Below are 14,500 nucleotides of genomic sequence, written 5' to 3' on the forward strand. Positions count from 1 at the left end.
GGGAACCCGGCAAGCGCTCCATGCGCTGTCGCACGGCTGCATGATCCATTCAGAGGCTGTTCAACGGTTTCCCGCTATGCCAGTTTCATGTCGATGACCGTCCTTCTGGCTCTGCTCGCCGCACCGATGGGTCCGCCGCCGATGATCGGGTCGCCCCCCGATCAACGTCGCGGCGACCAGATGCGCGCGGCCCAGGCCCGCCGGGAAGGCAATCTGTCGCTGCGCGAGATCGAGGCGCGGGTGGTGCCCACCATGCGCGATTCGCAATATATCGGCTTCGACTATGATGCGGGCGCGGCCATTTACACGCTGAAGTTCCTGCGCAATGGCACGGTCATCTGGGTGGAGGTCGACGGTCGCACCGGCCGCGTCATCGGCCGGACCGACGGGTGAGCGCGACCCCCGCCGGTTGCAATCGAACAACAGGAGTTTTGCGATGCGCGTTCTGATCGTCGAGGACGAGCCCAATCTCGGCCAGCAGTTGAAGTCCACGCTGGAGGGTGCGGGCTATGCCATCGACCTGGCCACCGATGGCGAGGAGGGGCATTTCCTGGGTTCGACCGAAAGCTATGACGCGATCGTGCTCGACCTGGGCCTGCCCGAGATTGACGGGCTGACCGTGCTCGACCGCTGGCGCAAGGAGGGCAAGACCATGCCCGTCCTCGTCCTGACCGCGCGCGACAGCTGGTCGGACAAGGTCGCCGGGCTCGACGCGGGCGCCGACGACTATGTCGCCAAGCCGTTCCAGACCGAGGAGCTGATCGCCCGTCTGCGCGCGCTGATCCGGCGCGCCAGCGGCAACGCCTCGTCCGAGCTGACCGCCGGCGACGTCCGCCTCGACACCCGTTCGGGCAAGGTCACGCGGGCGGGCGAGCCGGTGAAGCTGACCGCGCAGGAATATAAGCTGCTGTCCTATCTGCTCCACCACAAGGGCAAGGTGGTCAGCCGCACCGAGCTGATCGAGCATATCTACGACCAGGATTTCGACCGCGATTCGAACACGATCGAGGTGTTCGTGACGCGCATCCGCAAGAAGCTGGGCCAGGACGTGATCACCACCATTCGCGGCCTGGGCTACAGCCTGGACGATCCGGCGGCCGGGTCGGCGGGCGCGGCGGCCTGACCGGCGGCCGCACCGGGACATTGCCATGAAGGACGGTGCCACCCTGCGCCCGACGCGGCGTACCGGATCGCTGTCGCGTCGCATGATCCTGATCGCCGCGGGGTGGATCACGGTCCTGCTGGCGGGCGGCGGCTTCGCGCTCGACCGGGTGCTGGTGTCGGCGGTCACGCAGAATTTCGACGACCGGCTGGCCTATGTGCTGCGCTCGCTGCTCGTCTCGGCGGAGATCCAGCAGGGCGAGGTGTGGTTCAGCCGCGAGCCCGCCGACCAGGCGTTTCTGGAGCCGGGCTCGGGCGTCTATTGGCAGGTGTCGGCACCGGGGCGCGAGGCGTTTCCCTCGCGATCCCTGTGGGACCGGCAGCTGGCCTATGGCACGCCGCACAATGACGACAGCATCCACACCTATAACAGCGACCAGTTCCCCGAGGAAAAGCTGCGCATCGTCGAACGCGATGTGAAGCTGCCCGGGTCGGAGGTGCGCTGGCGGTTCCAGGTCGCGCAGAGCCGCCAGGGGCTGGACGCGCAGATCGCCGCGCTCCGGCGGACGCTGGTGCGCAGCTTCGCGCTGCTGGCGATCGGGCTGTTGCTGATGGCGGCGATCCAGACCTTCTACGGCCTTTATCCGCTACGCCGGGTGCGCGAGGATATCGCGGCGATGCGCGCCGGGCGGGCGGACCGGATTTCCGACGCCATGCCCGACGAGGTCGCGCCGCTGGTCGAGGAACTCAACGCGCTGGTCGAGCATAACGAGAAGCAGGCCGAGGAGGCGCGGCGGCATGCGGGCAATCTGGCGCACGCGCTCAAGACTCCGCTGACCGTCATCATGAACGCCGCCACCGCGCATGCCGACGATCTGGCCGAGACGGTGATCCGCGAGGCGCGAACGATGCGGCGGCAGGTCGACCACCATCTGGCGCGCGCCCGCGCGGTCGGGCGGCGCGGCTCGGCGCACAGCCGGGCGGAGGTCTGGCCCAGCCTGCAATCGGTCGAGCGCGCCGTCGGCCGCCTCTATCGCCACGCCCGGATCGATGTCGACGGGCCGAAGGACCTGGTCGTCCATGTCGAGCGCCAGGACCTGGACGAGATGCTGGGCAATCTGGTCGAGAACGCGGCCAAATATGGCGGCGGCAGCGTCTTCGTGACGGTGGCCGCGCAGGCCGGCTTCGTCGAGATCCTGGTCGAAGACGACGGCACCGGCATCCCCGAAAGCGAACGCGTCCGCATCTTCGATCGCGGCGTCCGGCTGGACACGGGCAAGCCTGGCACGGGACTGGGCCTCGCCATCGTGCGCGACGTGGCGGAGATTTACGGCGGCACCGTGTCGCTGGAGGAGAGCGAGGACCTGGGCGGCCTGCTGGTGCGGCTCAGGCTTCCGGCGGCGGTGACAGCGGTTTGTGATCCACTATGGGGCGATCCGGGTATTTCCCGGATTGCCGCTGGGCCGCTGATCCGTTAGCCGCCCCCGCCTGTCGATGCTCGGGGCATCGGCAACGGGGGAAATCCATGAAAATGATCAAGGGACTCGCGCTCGTCGCGGGTTTGTGTGCTGCGTCACCGGCGCTGGCCAAGGGCTTTGGTGTGGAGCTGAACGGCGCCAATGCGCAGGACCGCTGGGGCGGGGAAATCGGGCTGGGCTATGCTGTCGACATCGGACGACTCAGCCTGCGTCCGATCGGTGGTGTCTTCATCCATCATGACGAGAATAATCCCAATTCGCGGGACTATTTCAGTAACGGCCAGTCGCGGTGCCGTGCGCCCGATGGCCGTTTCACCAATGACGGGAACTGCCTCGCCATCGCGTTCAAGGGCTATGCCAAGGCAGAGGCTGTCTATGTCTTTCCACACAGTGTCGAGATCGGCGGCGGCGCACGGGTCAGCAGCGATGCCGTGCGCGGTTACGCCACGCTGGCCGTCCCGCTCAGCGAGCGGGCGCGGGTCAAGGCCAATGCCGGCGACCGCTATTACGCGCTCGGCGTGACCTTCGGCTTCTAACTTATGGAGTGGCGGCCCCGTCAGGCCGCCACCGTCTCCAGCGCATCCATCGCCCGCGCGGCGATGCCGATGGACCGTTTGCGCGCCTCGTGGTCGAAGATCGAACTGACCACCATCACCTCGTCCACCTTGCTCCGCTCGACAAAGGCGGCGAGCTGCCGTTCCACGGTCGCGGGCGCGCCGATCGCCGAGCAGGACAGGACATGGTCGAGGATCGCGGCCCCCTGCGCGCCCAGGCTCTCGCGATAGCCGGGGACGGGCGGGGGCAGCTTGCCCGGGTTGCCGGTGCGCAGCGCGACAAAGGCCTGTTGCTGCGAGCTCGCCAGCAGCTCCGCCTCTTCGTCGGTGTCGGCGGCGAAGACGTTGAACCCCGCCATCGCATGGGGCTTGTCGAGCACCGCCGACGGCCGGAAGTCGCGGCGATAGACGGCCAGCGCGTCGTCCAGCGCGTCGGGCGCGAAGTGCGAGGCGAAGGCATAGGGCAGGCCCAGCGCGGCGGCGAGCTGCGCGCCGTAGAGGCTCGATCCCAGGATCCACATTTGCGGCCGCGCGCCCGCGCCCGGCGTCGCGACGATGCCGGTCTGGCCGTCATCGGCGAAATAGCTTTGCAGCTCCATCACGTCGCGCGGAAAGCCATTGGGGTCGCTGTCCAGCGTCCGGCGCAGCGCGCGCGCGACGCGCTGGTCCGATCCGGGCGCGCGGCCCAGCCCCAGGTCGATCCGGCCGGGGAACAGCGCGTCGAGCGTCCCGAACTGTTCGGCGATGGTCAGCGGGGCATGGTTGGGCAGCATGATGCCGCCAGCACCGATGCGGATCGTCTTGGTCGCCTGCCCGACATGCGCCAGCACGACGGCGGTCGCGGCCGAGGCGATGCCGGTCATGCCGTGATGCTCGGCGGTCCAGTATCGGTGATAGCCGTTCGCCTCGGCATGAGCGGCCAGGTCGGCGGCATTGGCCAGCGCCTGCGCCACGGTGCCGCCCTGAATGACGGGCACCAGATCGAGCAAGGAATAACGTGTCATAAGAGCAAGATGGGGGTGACGCGCGCCCTTCGCCAGCCAAGACCGGGTATCAGAAGGTCAAGCCGTACTTCACCGCCGCCCCGCGCTCGTCGGGCAGGGCGGCGATCTGCCCCGGATCGTGCCGCCAGAACAGATGGGTGGACAGCTCGCCCGCGCCCAGCGGCACGGCATGGCGCGCCTCGATCAGCGTCTCGCGCCCGGTCGGCGCCAGCGCCAGCCGCTGCGTGGTCCAGCCGTCGACCTGCCCGGCGGCATAATCCCAATGCGCCGGGAGCCGCACGTCGAGCCCGCCGCCGGTGACGCGCAGCGGTTGCGACAGCCGCACGTCCAGTCGGTCGCCGCCGAACAGGCCGCGCTTGCCCGCCTCGACCGACCAGGACCGGCTGACCAGCAGCCCGCCGCCCATGCCGCCGAACGCGTCGGTCCAGCCCCGGCGCCAATGCCCCGCCAGCGTCCAGCCGCCATCGCTGCGCCAGCGTGCGGCGGCATCAGCGAACCAGCTGGTCGCGCGCGGTTGCCCCAGCGCGCCGCCGAACCAGCCGCCCAGCACCGTCGACCGCTCGGCCAGCCGGGTCAGGCCCAGCGTCGTCGCGATCGCCCCGACGCGCCGGTCGAGCCCCAGTGCCATCTGGTCGTAGCGCGGCGGCGTCATCCCCGGCACGGCGGCGGCGAAGCGGCCATTCTCGGCCGACAGGCTGATGCCGAGCGCACCCAGCCGCTGGCGCAGCGCCGCCGAGGCGCGCGGTGCCCGGTCGATGCCGAAGCCCGGATCGGTCAGCAGGAAGCCTGGCCCCGCCTGTCCGGTCCACCCGGCCACCAGCGCGTCGGCACCGCTGGCAAAGCCGAAGCCGATGGCGGTGTCGGGCGCCAGCGCCTGGGTCATCGTGCCCGCGACGATCCGGCGACCGGCGGCGGGCGCGTCGGAGGGGACGATGGCGCGCAGCCGTGCCTCGCCCGCCGTGGTGATCGCGCTGGTGACCGCGATCGTGCGGACACCGTCGGACAGGCTCGCGCCTTCGATCCGGCCGAGCAGGCTGGGGGCGAGCAGCGCGCGCGGCGCGGCGCGTGCCACCGTGCCCGACAGATCGAGCTGATAGGCGCGCGCATAGCCGTCGAGCGCAACCATGCGCAGCCCCGCGACGGCCGCGTCGCCCATGGCGGGGGACAGGCGCGCATTGACCGACAGCGAGACGGCGGCTCCGCCCGATCCCGTGCCAGCCACGTTCAACGCGCCGATCGGCTGGAAGGCGTTGGTCAGGTCCAGCGTCCCCCGGCCATAGACGCCGTCGCTGCCCGCCGATCCCGTGTCGCGCGCGGTGCGCAGCAACAGCTCGACGATCTGCGCGGCGGTCAGGTTGGGAAAGGCCTGGGCCAGCAGCGCGGCGGCGCCGCTGATCTGGGGCGCGGCGAAGGAGGTGCCCGACCACAGCTTGCGCGTGCCGGTCTGGTCGGGCGCCTCGACCATCTCGCCCAGCGCGGTCAGGTAGTGCGCGGCGGACTGGCCCGCGCGGTTGCTGAAGCTGGAGATGACGCCGCTGGCATTGACCGACCCGGCGATGATGACCTGGCCGCGCGCGACGCTGGCATCGTTGGCGATCTGGGCCAGCGCGGTGGGATCGGCCTCGCCGTCATTGCCGGCCGCGATCACCACGACCATCCCCGCCGCCGTCGCCCGGCCGATCGCGGCGGTCAGGCTGGTGGGCGGAGTCTCGTTGGCGCCCAGCGAGATGTTGACCACCTTCGCGCCCGATTGCCGCGCCACGTCCAGCCCGCGCGTGATCGCATCGAGCGGAAAGGCGCAACCGCTGCCCGCATCGCCCCCGGCGGTGCTGGAGCAGCTGCCGGGCCGGTCGGCGCGCAGGACCACCAGTGTCGCGTCGAACGCGACCCCCTGCGCCCGGACGCCGTCGCGCCCCCCTGCGGCGGTGAAGGCGACGGCGGTGCCGTGCCCGTCCTCGTCGGTGATGCCGCGCGTTCCCGCGACATCCGAGGAAGCGCTGGCGATTCGTCCGGCGAACAGCGTGTTCGTCGTGTCGATCCCCGAATCGATGATGCCGAGCGCGACGCCCTTGCCGGTCGCCCCGCGTTGATAGGCGGCCAGCGCGTTCATCGCGACCGCCCCCGTCGTCGCGCGATACCCGGCGGTGTCGTAATTGGGGATCGGGGTGGGCGTCGGCGTGGGGCTCGGCGTCGGCGTGACCATGGGCGGCGTCGGTGTCGGCTGGATGCCCGATCCGGCCCCGCCGCACGCGCCGAGCGTCAGGCCGGTCGCCAGCACCGTCGCAATGCCGGTCATGCCCCGCAGGCGCTCGATCCTCACATATCCCCCTTTGTCCGACCCCGTGTACGGTCCTTATCGCCGATCCTGCATCCTGACGAGCCCGGCGGCTTGCGGCGAGGCGACGGCCCGCCTACACGCCCGACCATGCTGCCCGCCCTTGCCCATATCGACGCGTGGATCTTCGATCTGGACAATACGCTGTATCCGGCGAGCGCCAATCTGTTCGCGCATATCGACCGACGGATGACCGCGTTCGTCGGCGAGCTGCTGGGCCTGGACCCCGCCGAGGCGTTCCGCGTGCAGAAGGAATATTTCCACGCGCACGGCACCACGCTGGCCGGGCTGATGGCCGAGCATGACGTCGATCCCGCCGCCTTCCTGGCCTATGTCCATGATATCGAGATGGACGTGCTGGAACAGGACGCGCCGCTCGCCGCCGCGCTGGCGAAGCTGCCGGGGCGCAAGCTGGTCTTCACCAATGGCGACAAGCCCTATGCGCTGAAGGTCCTCGACCGGCTGGGGCTGGGCGAGCATTTCGAGGCGGTGCACGACATCACCGCCATGGGCCTGGTCCCCAAGCCGCAGCCCTCCGCCTATGCGGGGCTGTGCGCGGCGTTCGACATCGATCCGACCCGCGCCATCTTCTTCGAGGACATGGCGCGCAACCTGATCCCCGCCAAGGCGATCGGGATGACGACCGTGTGGGTCGACAACGGCTCCGAACAGGGGCCCGAGGCCGCCCGCGACCATATCGACTATACCGTCCACGCGCTGACGCCGTGGCTGACGAGCATTTTGGAGGACTGACGATGGCTCACGAACTGGCCGCCACCATCGATGCCGCCTGGGAAAACCGGGCTGAGCTGGGTTTCGCCACGCAAGGCGAGGCGCGGATCGCCGTCGACCGCGCGCTCGCGCTGCTCGACCGGGGCGAGGCGCGCGTGGCCGAGCCCGACGGGAATGGCGGCTGGACGGTCAACCAGTGGCTGAAAAAGGCGGTGCTGCTGTCGTTCCGCCTCAACGACAACGTCCTGATCGACAACGGCCCCGGTGCGGGCCACTGGTTCGACAAGGTGCCGTCGAAGTTCAGCGGCTGGTCCGAGGCCGAATTCCGCGCCGCCGGTTTCCGCGCGGTGCCCGGTTCGGTCGTGCGGCGCGGCGCGCATGTCGCCAAGGGCGCCATCCTGATGCCCAGCTTCGTCAATATCGGCGCCTATGTCGGTGAGGGCACGATGGTCGACACCTGGGCGACGGTGGGCAGCTGCGCGCAGATCGGCAAGAATGTCCACCTGTCGGGCGGGGCGGGCATCGGCGGCGTGCTCGAGCCGCTCCAGGCGGGTCCCGTTATCATCGAGGACGGCGCGTTCATCGGCGCGCGCGCCGAAGTCGCCGAGGGCGTTCGCGTCGGCGAGGGCGCGGTGCTGTCGATGGGCGTGTATCTGGGCGCTTCGACCAAGATCATCGACCGCGAGACGGGCGAAGTCTTCCGCGGCCATGTGCCGCCCTATTCGGTGGTGGTGCCGGGCACGACCCCGTCGGTCGACGGCAAGCCGGGCCTGTACTGCGCGGTGATCGTCAAGCGCGTGGACGCGCAGACGCGCTCCAAGACCAGCATCAACGATCTGCTGCGGGATTGATGATCTGGGCACGCCCCTCCCGTTTACGGGAGGGGATGGGGGAGGGCCTGGCCATAGGCGATGGTCTCTGTGAGACGCGATGTCCTCTCCAAACCCCTCCCGCCTGCGGGAGGGGCTTATCGTTCACGCGAAGCCGCGAAGTCGCGAAGAAGAATGGGTTTCGCGCGGAGGCGCGGAGAACGCAGAGGTGTCGTACCGGACGGCAACCTTCATCCGGCCTCACCGGCCTGAGGCGAAAAGACGACGGTCTCCCGAAGCGATACCCCTCTGAGCCTCCGCGCCTCCGCGCGAACACAATCTTCTCTGCTTCGCGGCATCGCGGCATCGCGGCTTCGCGTGAACCCAAATTACAAACCGACCCGCTTCGCCAGCCACCGCGCCGCAGCCTCCGGGCTTCCCTTCGCCGCGTCGTCCCGATCGACCCGGTAGTTCGCCTCGCGCATCACCTCGACCGGAATCCGGTTCAGCATCGGCCGCAGCGCCTCCACGAATGCCGCATCAGCCGCCCGGTCCTTAGCGACCAGTAGCACCGCGTCATAACCCGGTATCGCGCGCTTCGGATCGCCCAGCACCACCAGCCGGTCCGCCGCGATCCGCCCGTCCGAAGAGAAAGCGGAGATCACATCCGCCCGCCCGCTCTCCAGCGCGCGGTACATGAAGGTCGGGCTGTACGGCGTCTGCCCGGCGAAGCGCAGGCCATAGGCATCGCGCACCGCCGCCCATTCGGGGCGGTCGAGAAACTCCAGGTCGCTGCCCAGCTTCAGTCGGGGCGCCACACGGGCCAGATCGGCGAGCGACCGCACGCCCAGACGCTGCGCGACCGGGGCCTTCGTCGCAAAGGCATAGGCATTCTCGAACCCCAGCGGCCCCAGCATCGCCACGTCGCGCGTCGCGGCCCATTGCTGGAGCGCGCCCAGCATCGCGGCGCGGGGCGGCGAATCCTGCCGGTGCATCGCGGTGGTCCACAGCGTGCCCGCATAATCGACATAGACGTCGACCCGGCCCCCCGCCGTCGCCTCGAACGCCACCGCCGAGCCCAGCCCGTCGCGATAGCTGACCGCATAGCCGGCACGGGCCAGCCGGTCGCCGATCAGGCGCGCCAGGATATATTGCTCGGAAAAATTCTTCGCGCCGATCACCACCTCGCGCCGCTGTTGCGAGCCGCGCGGCCATAGCGGCTGCGTCGCCAGCGCGCAGCCCAGTGCCAGCGCGACCAGCCCGCCGATCCACAGCCCCTTCCGCCGCGTCGCCAGCCCGCGCTCGATCACCCCGATCAGCGCGTCCACCCCCAGCGCCAGGGCGGCGGCGGCGACGCAGCCCGCCAGTACCAGCGCCCAGGCCTGGGTCTGGAGCCCGGCAAAGATCATGTCGCCCAACGAGGGCTGGCCGACCGTGGTCGACAGGGTCGCCGCGCCAATCGTCCAGACCGCCGCCGTCCGGATTCCCGCCGCCAGCACCGGCGCGACCAGCGGCGCCTCGACCAGCCGCAGCTTCTGCGCGCGGGTCATCCCCACCGCATCGGCCGCCTGCAACACCGCCGGATCGAGCCCGGCCAGCCCCGTCACCCCGTTGCGCAGGATCGGCAGCAGCGCATAGAGCGTCAGCGCCAGCAGCGAGGGCAGGAAGCCCAGCGCCGGTATGCCACCGCCGACCAGTCCCGACAGGCTGAGCAGCAGCGGATAGAAGAGCGCCAGCAGCGCCAGCGCCGGGATGGTCTGGACCAGGCTCGCCAGCCCCAGCGCGACCCGCGACAGCCCCGGCCGCCGCGCACAGGCAAAGGCGAGCGGCACCGCAATCAGGATGCCGAGCAGCAGTGCCGCCATGCTGACCAGCACATGCTGCGCCAGGAGCGGGGGGACGCGGGCGAGGGCGTCGAGAAAGGAACTCATGACCGGAGCGCCGCCAACCGATCGGCCTGACGCCTGGGCACCGCCATAAGCGCCTGTGCCGCTTTGCCGCCTTGTCCGGCGACCAGTTCGGCGGGTGTCGCGTCGGCGACGATCCGGCCCGCCTCCATCACCAGCACGCGGCGCGCGGTCAGCAGCGCCTCGGCCATGTCGTGCGTCACCAGCACCGTGGTCAGGCCCAGTCGCTCGTGCAGCTCCACCAGCCGCCCCGCCACCGCATCGCGCGTGACGGGATCGAGCGCCCCCAGCGCTTCATCGAGCAGCAGGATCGGCGGTTCGGTCGCCAGCGCGCGGGCGATCGCGACCCGCTGGCGCTGGCCGCCCGACAACGCGTCGGGCATCCGCTGGGCCACGTCGCGCGGCAGGTCGACCAGATCGAGCAGCGTGCCCACTCTGTCGCCCACGTCGCGCCCGGCGATCGTCAGGCCGATCGCGATATTGGCGGCGACCGTCATGTGCGGGAACAGGCCGTGCTGCTGGAAGACATAGCCGATCCGCCGCCGCCATTCGGGCGCGGGCCGCGCGCCGGCATCCTCTCCGTCGATGGTGACGCGGCCCGTATCGGGCGTCTCCAGCCGGTTGATCATCCGCAACAGCGTTGACTTGCCCGATCCCGACGCCCCGACCAGCGCGACGAAGCTGCCCCGCGCGACGGTCAGCGAAACCCGGTCCACCGCCGCGACCGATCCGTAGCGGCGGCTGACATCGGCCAGGTCGATCATGGCAGGGGCGGGGGATGGCATCGGCATGTCCAACGCAGGGTCGACCGTTTCCGCCCCACCGTCCATCGCCTTTCGCTCTGTTCGCGGGGAACGAGACGCGGTATGGCATGTAAAACATGTTCAACAAGTGCCGCGTCAGGAGAGCCCCATGAACACTATCGCACAGCCCCCCAGCCATGTGCTGGACCGTGTCCTCGTCTTCGAAATGGTCCGCGTGACCGAGGCTGCGGCGATCGCCGCCTCGACGCTGGTCGGGCGCGGGGACGAGAAGGCGGCGGACGCGGCGGCGGTCGAGGCGATGCGCGCCGCGCTCAACGAGCTGGAGATGGACGGCACCGTCGTCATCGGCGAGGGCGAGCGCGACGAGGCCCCGATGCTGTTCATCGGCGAGAAGGTCGGCACCGGCCATGGTCCGGAGATCGACATCGCGCTCGACCCGCTGGAGGGCACGACCATCTGCGCCAAGGCGGGGCCCAACAGCCTGGCGGTGCTGGCGATCGCCGAGAAGGGCCATCTGCTCAACGCGCCCGACGTCTATATGGACAAGATCGCGGTCGGCCCCGGCTATCCGGCGGGCATCATCGACCTGGACCGCAGCCCCAGCGAGAATATCCGTGCCATCGCCGAGGCCAAGGGGGTGAAGCCCGGCGACATCGTGGTCTGCGTGCTCGACCGGCCGCGTCACGAGACGCTGATCGCCGAGCTGCGTTCGCTGGGCTGCGGGGTGGTGCTGATCGGTGACGGCGACGTGGCGGGGGTGATCGCGACCACCGATCCGGACACGACGATCGACGTCTATATGGGCTCTGGCGGCGCGCCGGAGGGGGTGCTGGCCTGCGCCGCGCTGCGTTGCGTCGGGGGGCAGTTCAAGGGGCGGCTGCTGTTCCGCAACGATGCCGAGCGGGCGCGGGCGTATAAATGGGGCGTGACCGATCTCGACAAGCAATATGACCTGACCGAACTGGCGCAGGGCGACTGCATCTTCGCGGCGACCGGCGTGACCGACGGATCGCTGCTGGCGGGGGTGAAGCGCCATGCCAAGGTGATGACGACCGAGAGTGTGGTGATGCGCGCCTCGTCGGGCACGGTGCGCTGGGTCAAGGGGCAGCACCGGCTGTGATTTGCCAGGTTGATCGTCTTTCCGACGACGTAGCGCCGTGACCTTCACACCCGCGCCGTTCAGCCTGAGCGAAGTCGAAGGCCATGGGATAAGCGTCGCCAAGCCGCGAACGCCGGGCGTGCGCTTCGACTTCGCTCAGCGCGAACGGATGGGTGAGGCGCGATCGGCTATGGAAGGGCAAGGGTCATGATGTCGCCCATTCTAGCCGCCCTGCTGCTGCTCGCCGCGCTGGGTGGCGTTTGGTGGTTCCAGAAGGGCGATCTGGGCGAATATCGGCGGTTCAAGGCGCTGAACGACGGTCATTCGCGGCGAATGCGCTTCCGGCTGTGGCTGGTGCGCGCGGCGCTGGTCTTCGTCGTGCCGGTGCCGGTCGGGCTGGCGCTGCTCGGGCGGCTGGCGGGGCTGGTCACCATGCCGGGCGAGTTCGCACCCTTATCGGCGCTGCTGCCGTCGGTCCTTGCCAGCGACGACGGGGCGTTGGGGTTGTTGCTGGGCGGTGCGGTGGGCGGGCTCGCCATGGGGGCGGTGCTGGCGCGCGTGTTGAAGCGCAGGCCGCTGGGCGATGTCTCCGCGCTGTTGCCGCGTGACCGGCGCGAATTGAAATATGCCGCCGCGCTCAGTGTCATGGCCGGGGTGAGCGAGGAGGCGTTCTTCCGCCTCTATCTGCCGTTGCTGGTTGCGCTGGTGACGGGACAGGCCTGGATCGGCTTCGTCGCCTCGCTGGTGCTGTTCGGGGCGATGCACCGCTATCAGGGCTGGGCGGGAATTCTCGCCACCACCGCGCTGGGGGCGGTGATGACGGGGCTGTACCTGATGACCGGCAGCCTGTGGGTCGTGATGCTGGTCCACGCGCTGGTCGACCTGAACGGCCTGGTGGTGACGCCGCTGCTGGGCGGAGCACTCAAAAGATAACCTGTTCCCCGGCCTTCGCCGGGGAACAGGCAGGTTTCAGGCCGCGCTCAGTTCTTCAGCCGCCAGCCGGTGCGGAAGATCCAGCCGATCCACGCCAGGCACGCCAGCAGGAACAGCCCCGTCACCCCCAGGCTGACCGTCGGGGCCACGTCCGACGTGCCGAAAAAGGTCCAGCGAAAGCCGTTGATCAGATACACGACCGGATTGAACAGCGTCACGGTCCGCCACGGCTCGGGCAGGATCGTCACCGAGTAGAAGGCGCCGCCCAGAAAGGTCAGTGGCGTGACGATCAGCAGCGGGATGACCTGCAACTGCTCGAACCCGCGCGCCCAGATGCCGATCGCGAAGCCGAACAGCGAGAAGGTCGTCGCGACCAGCAACAGGTAAAAGATCATCGCCACCGGATGCAGAATGGATAGATCGACGAACAGATAGGCGGTCGCCAGGATCACCAGCCCGATGACCATCGACTTGCTCGCCGCCGCGCCGACATAGCCCAGCACCGTCTCGATCGGCGACAAGGGCGCGGACAGGATCTCGTACATCGTCCCGGTGAATTTGGGCATGTAGATGCCCAGGCTGGCGTTCAGGATGCTTTCCGAAAAGATCGACAGCAGCATCAGCCCCGGCACGATGAATGCACCGTAAGGCACGCCCGAAACCTGATTCATCGCAGAGCCGATCGCGGTGCCGAACACCACGAAGTACAGCGTCGTGGTGATGACCGGCACCATCAGGCTGGTCCACACGGTCCGCCGGAACCGCGCCATTTCGAAGCGATAGATCGCCCATATGCCATGCAGGTTCATGCGCGCGTCCCCTCGACCAGATCGACGAAGATATCCTCCAGCGAGGATTTGTAGGTTTCCAGATCGACGAACCCGATCCCCATCTCGCCCAGCATTCGCAGGAGCGAGGGGATGCCGGTATGCTCGGCGCGCGCGTCAAAGATGTAGCGCAGGCGGCGCCCTTCATCCTCCAGCGTCAATTCCCATTCCGCCAGCGCGGCGGGGATCGCCGCCATCGGCTCGGCCAGCGTCAGCACCATTTCGCGCTTGCCGAGCTTCTTCATCATCTCGGCCTTTTCCTCGACCAGAAGAAGCTGGCCCTTGGCGATCACGCCCACCCGGTCGGCCATCTCCTCGGCCTCCTCGATATAATGGGTGGTCAGGATGATGGTGACGCCACGTTCCCGCAGGCGGTGGACCAGCTTCCACATATCGCGGCGCAGTTCGACATCGACGCCTGCGGTGGGTTCGTCGAGGAACAGCAGGTCGGGTTCGTGGGCGAGCGCCTTGGCGATCAGCACCCGGCGCTTCATGCCGCCCGACAATTCCATCAGCTTGGCATGGCGCTTGTCCCAGAGCGACAGGTCGCGGAGCACCTGCTCGACATAAGCAGGGTTGGGCGCGCGACCGAACAGGCCCCGGCTGAAATTCACCGTGTCGATGACCCGCTCGAACATGTCGACCGACAATTCCTGCGGCACCAGCCCGACTTTCCGCCGCGCGCCCTTGTAATCGCGCAGCGCGTCATGCCCGTCGACCCGGATCGTACCCGCAGACGGCGTGACGATGCCGCAGACGATCGAGATCAGCGTGGTCTTGCCCGCGCCATTGGGGCCGAGCAGCGCGAAGATCTCGCCGCGCCGGATGGTCAGGTTGACCGGATGCAGCGCGGTGACGCCGCTCTTATAGGTCTTCGTCACCCCCTGGATGGACAGGATCGGGTCGGTCATGCGGCAGTCCCCCGTATTTGGCCCCCGTTGGAAGACTGCCGCTTTA

General features: G+C 69.0%; 14 protein-coding genes. 8 read left to right on the forward strand and 6 right to left on the reverse strand.

The genetic code is table 11. The annotated features are described in order from the left end of the window. The first annotated feature begins 87 nt into the window (after positions 1-87). The 4 genes from QE385_RS13140 to QE385_RS13155 are packed head-to-tail and all read left to right on the forward strand — an operon-like array spanning position 88 to position 3,115. Positions 88-393, forward strand: coding sequence for a hypothetical protein (locus tag QE385_RS13140; RefSeq protein WP_307102527.1), 306 nt, complete (start codon positions 88-90; stop codon positions 391-393). 43 nt (positions 394-436) lie between these two features. After that, on the forward strand, positions 437-1,123 hold the full coding sequence (locus QE385_RS13145; RefSeq protein WP_307102529.1) for a response regulator transcription factor: 687 nt from the start codon (positions 437-439) through the stop codon (positions 1,121-1,123). 25 nt (positions 1,124-1,148) lie between these two features. Then, positions 1,149-2,579 (forward strand): ATP-binding protein, encoded by a 1,431-nt coding sequence (locus tag QE385_RS13150; RefSeq protein WP_307102531.1) that lies wholly within the window; start codon positions 1,149-1,151, stop codon positions 2,577-2,579. A 47-nt stretch (positions 2,580-2,626) separates the two neighbouring features. Next, entirely contained in the window at positions 2,627-3,115 is a 489-nt protein-coding gene (locus QE385_RS13155) for a hypothetical protein (protein WP_307102533.1), read from the forward strand. Positions 3,116-3,135: 20 nt separating this feature from the next. On the opposite strand, the gene QE385_RS13160 is transcribed toward QE385_RS13155, so the two are convergent. Both QE385_RS13160 and QE385_RS13165 read right to left on the reverse strand, forming a co-directional pair. After that, on the reverse strand, positions 3,136-4,137 hold the full coding sequence (locus QE385_RS13160) for an LLM class flavin-dependent oxidoreductase (RefSeq protein WP_307102535.1): 1,002 nt from the start codon (positions 4,135-4,137) through the stop codon (positions 3,136-3,138). A 49-nt stretch (positions 4,138-4,186) separates the two neighbouring features. Next, positions 4,187-6,457 (reverse strand): S8 family peptidase, encoded by a 2,271-nt coding sequence (locus QE385_RS13165; protein WP_307102538.1) that lies wholly within the window; start codon positions 6,455-6,457, stop codon positions 4,187-4,189. Positions 6,458-6,562: 105 nt separating this feature from the next. Here QE385_RS13165 and QE385_RS13170 point away from each other — a divergent pair, with 105 nt between their 5' ends. Both QE385_RS13170 and dapD read left to right on the forward strand, forming a co-directional pair. Next, positions 6,563-7,225, forward strand: coding sequence for a pyrimidine 5'-nucleotidase (locus QE385_RS13170; RefSeq protein WP_307102540.1), 663 nt, complete (start codon positions 6,563-6,565; stop codon positions 7,223-7,225). 2 nt (positions 7,226-7,227) lie between these two features. Continuing rightward, on the forward strand, positions 7,228-8,055 hold the full coding sequence (gene dapD / locus QE385_RS13175; protein ID WP_307102542.1) for a 2,3,4,5-tetrahydropyridine-2,6-dicarboxylate N-succinyltransferase: 828 nt from the start codon (positions 7,228-7,230) through the stop codon (positions 8,053-8,055). Positions 8,056-8,402: 347 nt separating this feature from the next. On the opposite strand, the gene QE385_RS13180 is transcribed toward dapD, so the two are convergent. Continuing rightward, entirely contained in the window at positions 8,403-9,944 is a 1,542-nt protein-coding gene (locus QE385_RS13180; RefSeq protein ID WP_307102544.1) for a glycine betaine ABC transporter substrate-binding protein, read from the reverse strand. Next, positions 9,941-10,711: an ABC transporter ATP-binding protein gene (locus QE385_RS13185; protein WP_373424669.1), complete on the reverse strand. Its 771-nt coding sequence runs from the start codon at positions 10,709-10,711 to the stop codon at positions 9,941-9,943. Before QE385_RS13185 ends, QE385_RS13180 begins: the two co-directional genes overlap by 4 nt. Before the next feature lie 121 nt (positions 10,712-10,832). Between QE385_RS13185 and glpX the strand changes: the two genes are divergently transcribed. Beyond that, positions 10,833-11,804, forward strand: coding sequence for a class II fructose-bisphosphatase (glpX, locus tag QE385_RS13190; RefSeq protein ID WP_307102549.1), 972 nt, complete (start codon positions 10,833-10,835; stop codon positions 11,802-11,804). Positions 11,805-11,990: 186 nt separating this feature from the next. Next, positions 11,991-12,716, forward strand: a complete 726-nt coding sequence (locus QE385_RS13195; protein WP_307102550.1) for a CPBP family intramembrane glutamic endopeptidase — start codon at positions 11,991-11,993, stop codon at positions 12,714-12,716. A gap of 47 nt (positions 12,717-12,763) precedes the next feature. On the opposite strand, the gene QE385_RS13200 is transcribed toward QE385_RS13195, so the two are convergent. Next, on the reverse strand, positions 12,764-13,525 hold the full coding sequence (locus tag QE385_RS13200; RefSeq protein ID WP_307102552.1) for an ABC transporter permease: 762 nt from the start codon (positions 13,523-13,525) through the stop codon (positions 12,764-12,766). Further along, positions 13,522-14,454, reverse strand: coding sequence for an ABC transporter ATP-binding protein (locus QE385_RS13205; RefSeq protein ID WP_307102553.1), 933 nt, complete (start codon positions 14,452-14,454; stop codon positions 13,522-13,524). Before QE385_RS13205 ends, QE385_RS13200 begins: the two co-directional genes overlap by 4 nt. Positions 14,455-14,500 lie beyond the last annotated feature (46 nt).

It is taken from the genome of Sphingomonas sp. SORGH_AS_0950 (genome assembly GCF_030818415.1).
Lineage (GTDB): Bacteria > Pseudomonadota > Alphaproteobacteria > Sphingomonadales > Sphingomonadaceae > Sphingomonas.

What these genes read in the sequence shown, in the direction of transcription:
- QE385_RS13150 (WP_307102531.1), top strand. Translation starts at nt 1,149, where the DNA reads ATGAAGGACGGTGCCACCCTGCGCCCGACGCGGCGTACCGGATCGCTG.
- QE385_RS13145 (WP_307102529.1), top strand. Translation starts at nt 437, where the DNA reads ATGCGCGTTCTGATCGTCGAGGACGAGCCCAATCTCGGCCAGCAGTTG.
- QE385_RS13185 (WP_373424669.1), bottom strand. Translation starts at nt 10,711, where the DNA reads ATGCCGATGCCATCCCCCGCCCCTGCCATGATCGACCTGGCCGATGTC.
- QE385_RS13155 (WP_307102533.1), top strand. Translation starts at nt 2,627, where the DNA reads ATGAAAATGATCAAGGGACTCGCGCTCGTCGCGGGTTTGTGTGCTGCG.
- QE385_RS13200 (WP_307102552.1), bottom strand. Translation starts at nt 13,525, where the DNA reads ATGAACCTGCATGGCATATGGGCGATCTATCGCTTCGAAATGGCGCGG.
- QE385_RS13160 (WP_307102535.1), bottom strand. Translation starts at nt 4,137, where the DNA reads ATGACACGTTATTCCTTGCTCGATCTGGTGCCCGTCATTCAGGGCGGC.
- QE385_RS13180 (WP_307102544.1), bottom strand. Translation starts at nt 9,944, where the DNA reads ATGAGTTCCTTTCTCGACGCCCTCGCCCGCGTCCCCCCGCTCCTGGCG.
- QE385_RS13195 (WP_307102550.1), top strand. Translation starts at nt 11,991, where the DNA reads ATGATGTCGCCCATTCTAGCCGCCCTGCTGCTGCTCGCCGCGCTGGGT.
- QE385_RS13140 (WP_307102527.1), top strand. Translation starts at nt 88, where the DNA reads ATGTCGATGACCGTCCTTCTGGCTCTGCTCGCCGCACCGATGGGTCCG.
- glpX (WP_307102549.1), top strand. Translation starts at nt 10,833, where the DNA reads ATGAACACTATCGCACAGCCCCCCAGCCATGTGCTGGACCGTGTCCTC.
- dapD (WP_307102542.1), top strand. Translation starts at nt 7,228, where the DNA reads ATGGCTCACGAACTGGCCGCCACCATCGATGCCGCCTGGGAAAACCGG.
- QE385_RS13170 (WP_307102540.1), top strand. Translation starts at nt 6,563, where the DNA reads ATGCTGCCCGCCCTTGCCCATATCGACGCGTGGATCTTCGATCTGGAC.
- QE385_RS13205 (WP_307102553.1), bottom strand. Translation starts at nt 14,454, where the DNA reads ATGACCGACCCGATCCTGTCCATCCAGGGGGTGACGAAGACCTATAAG.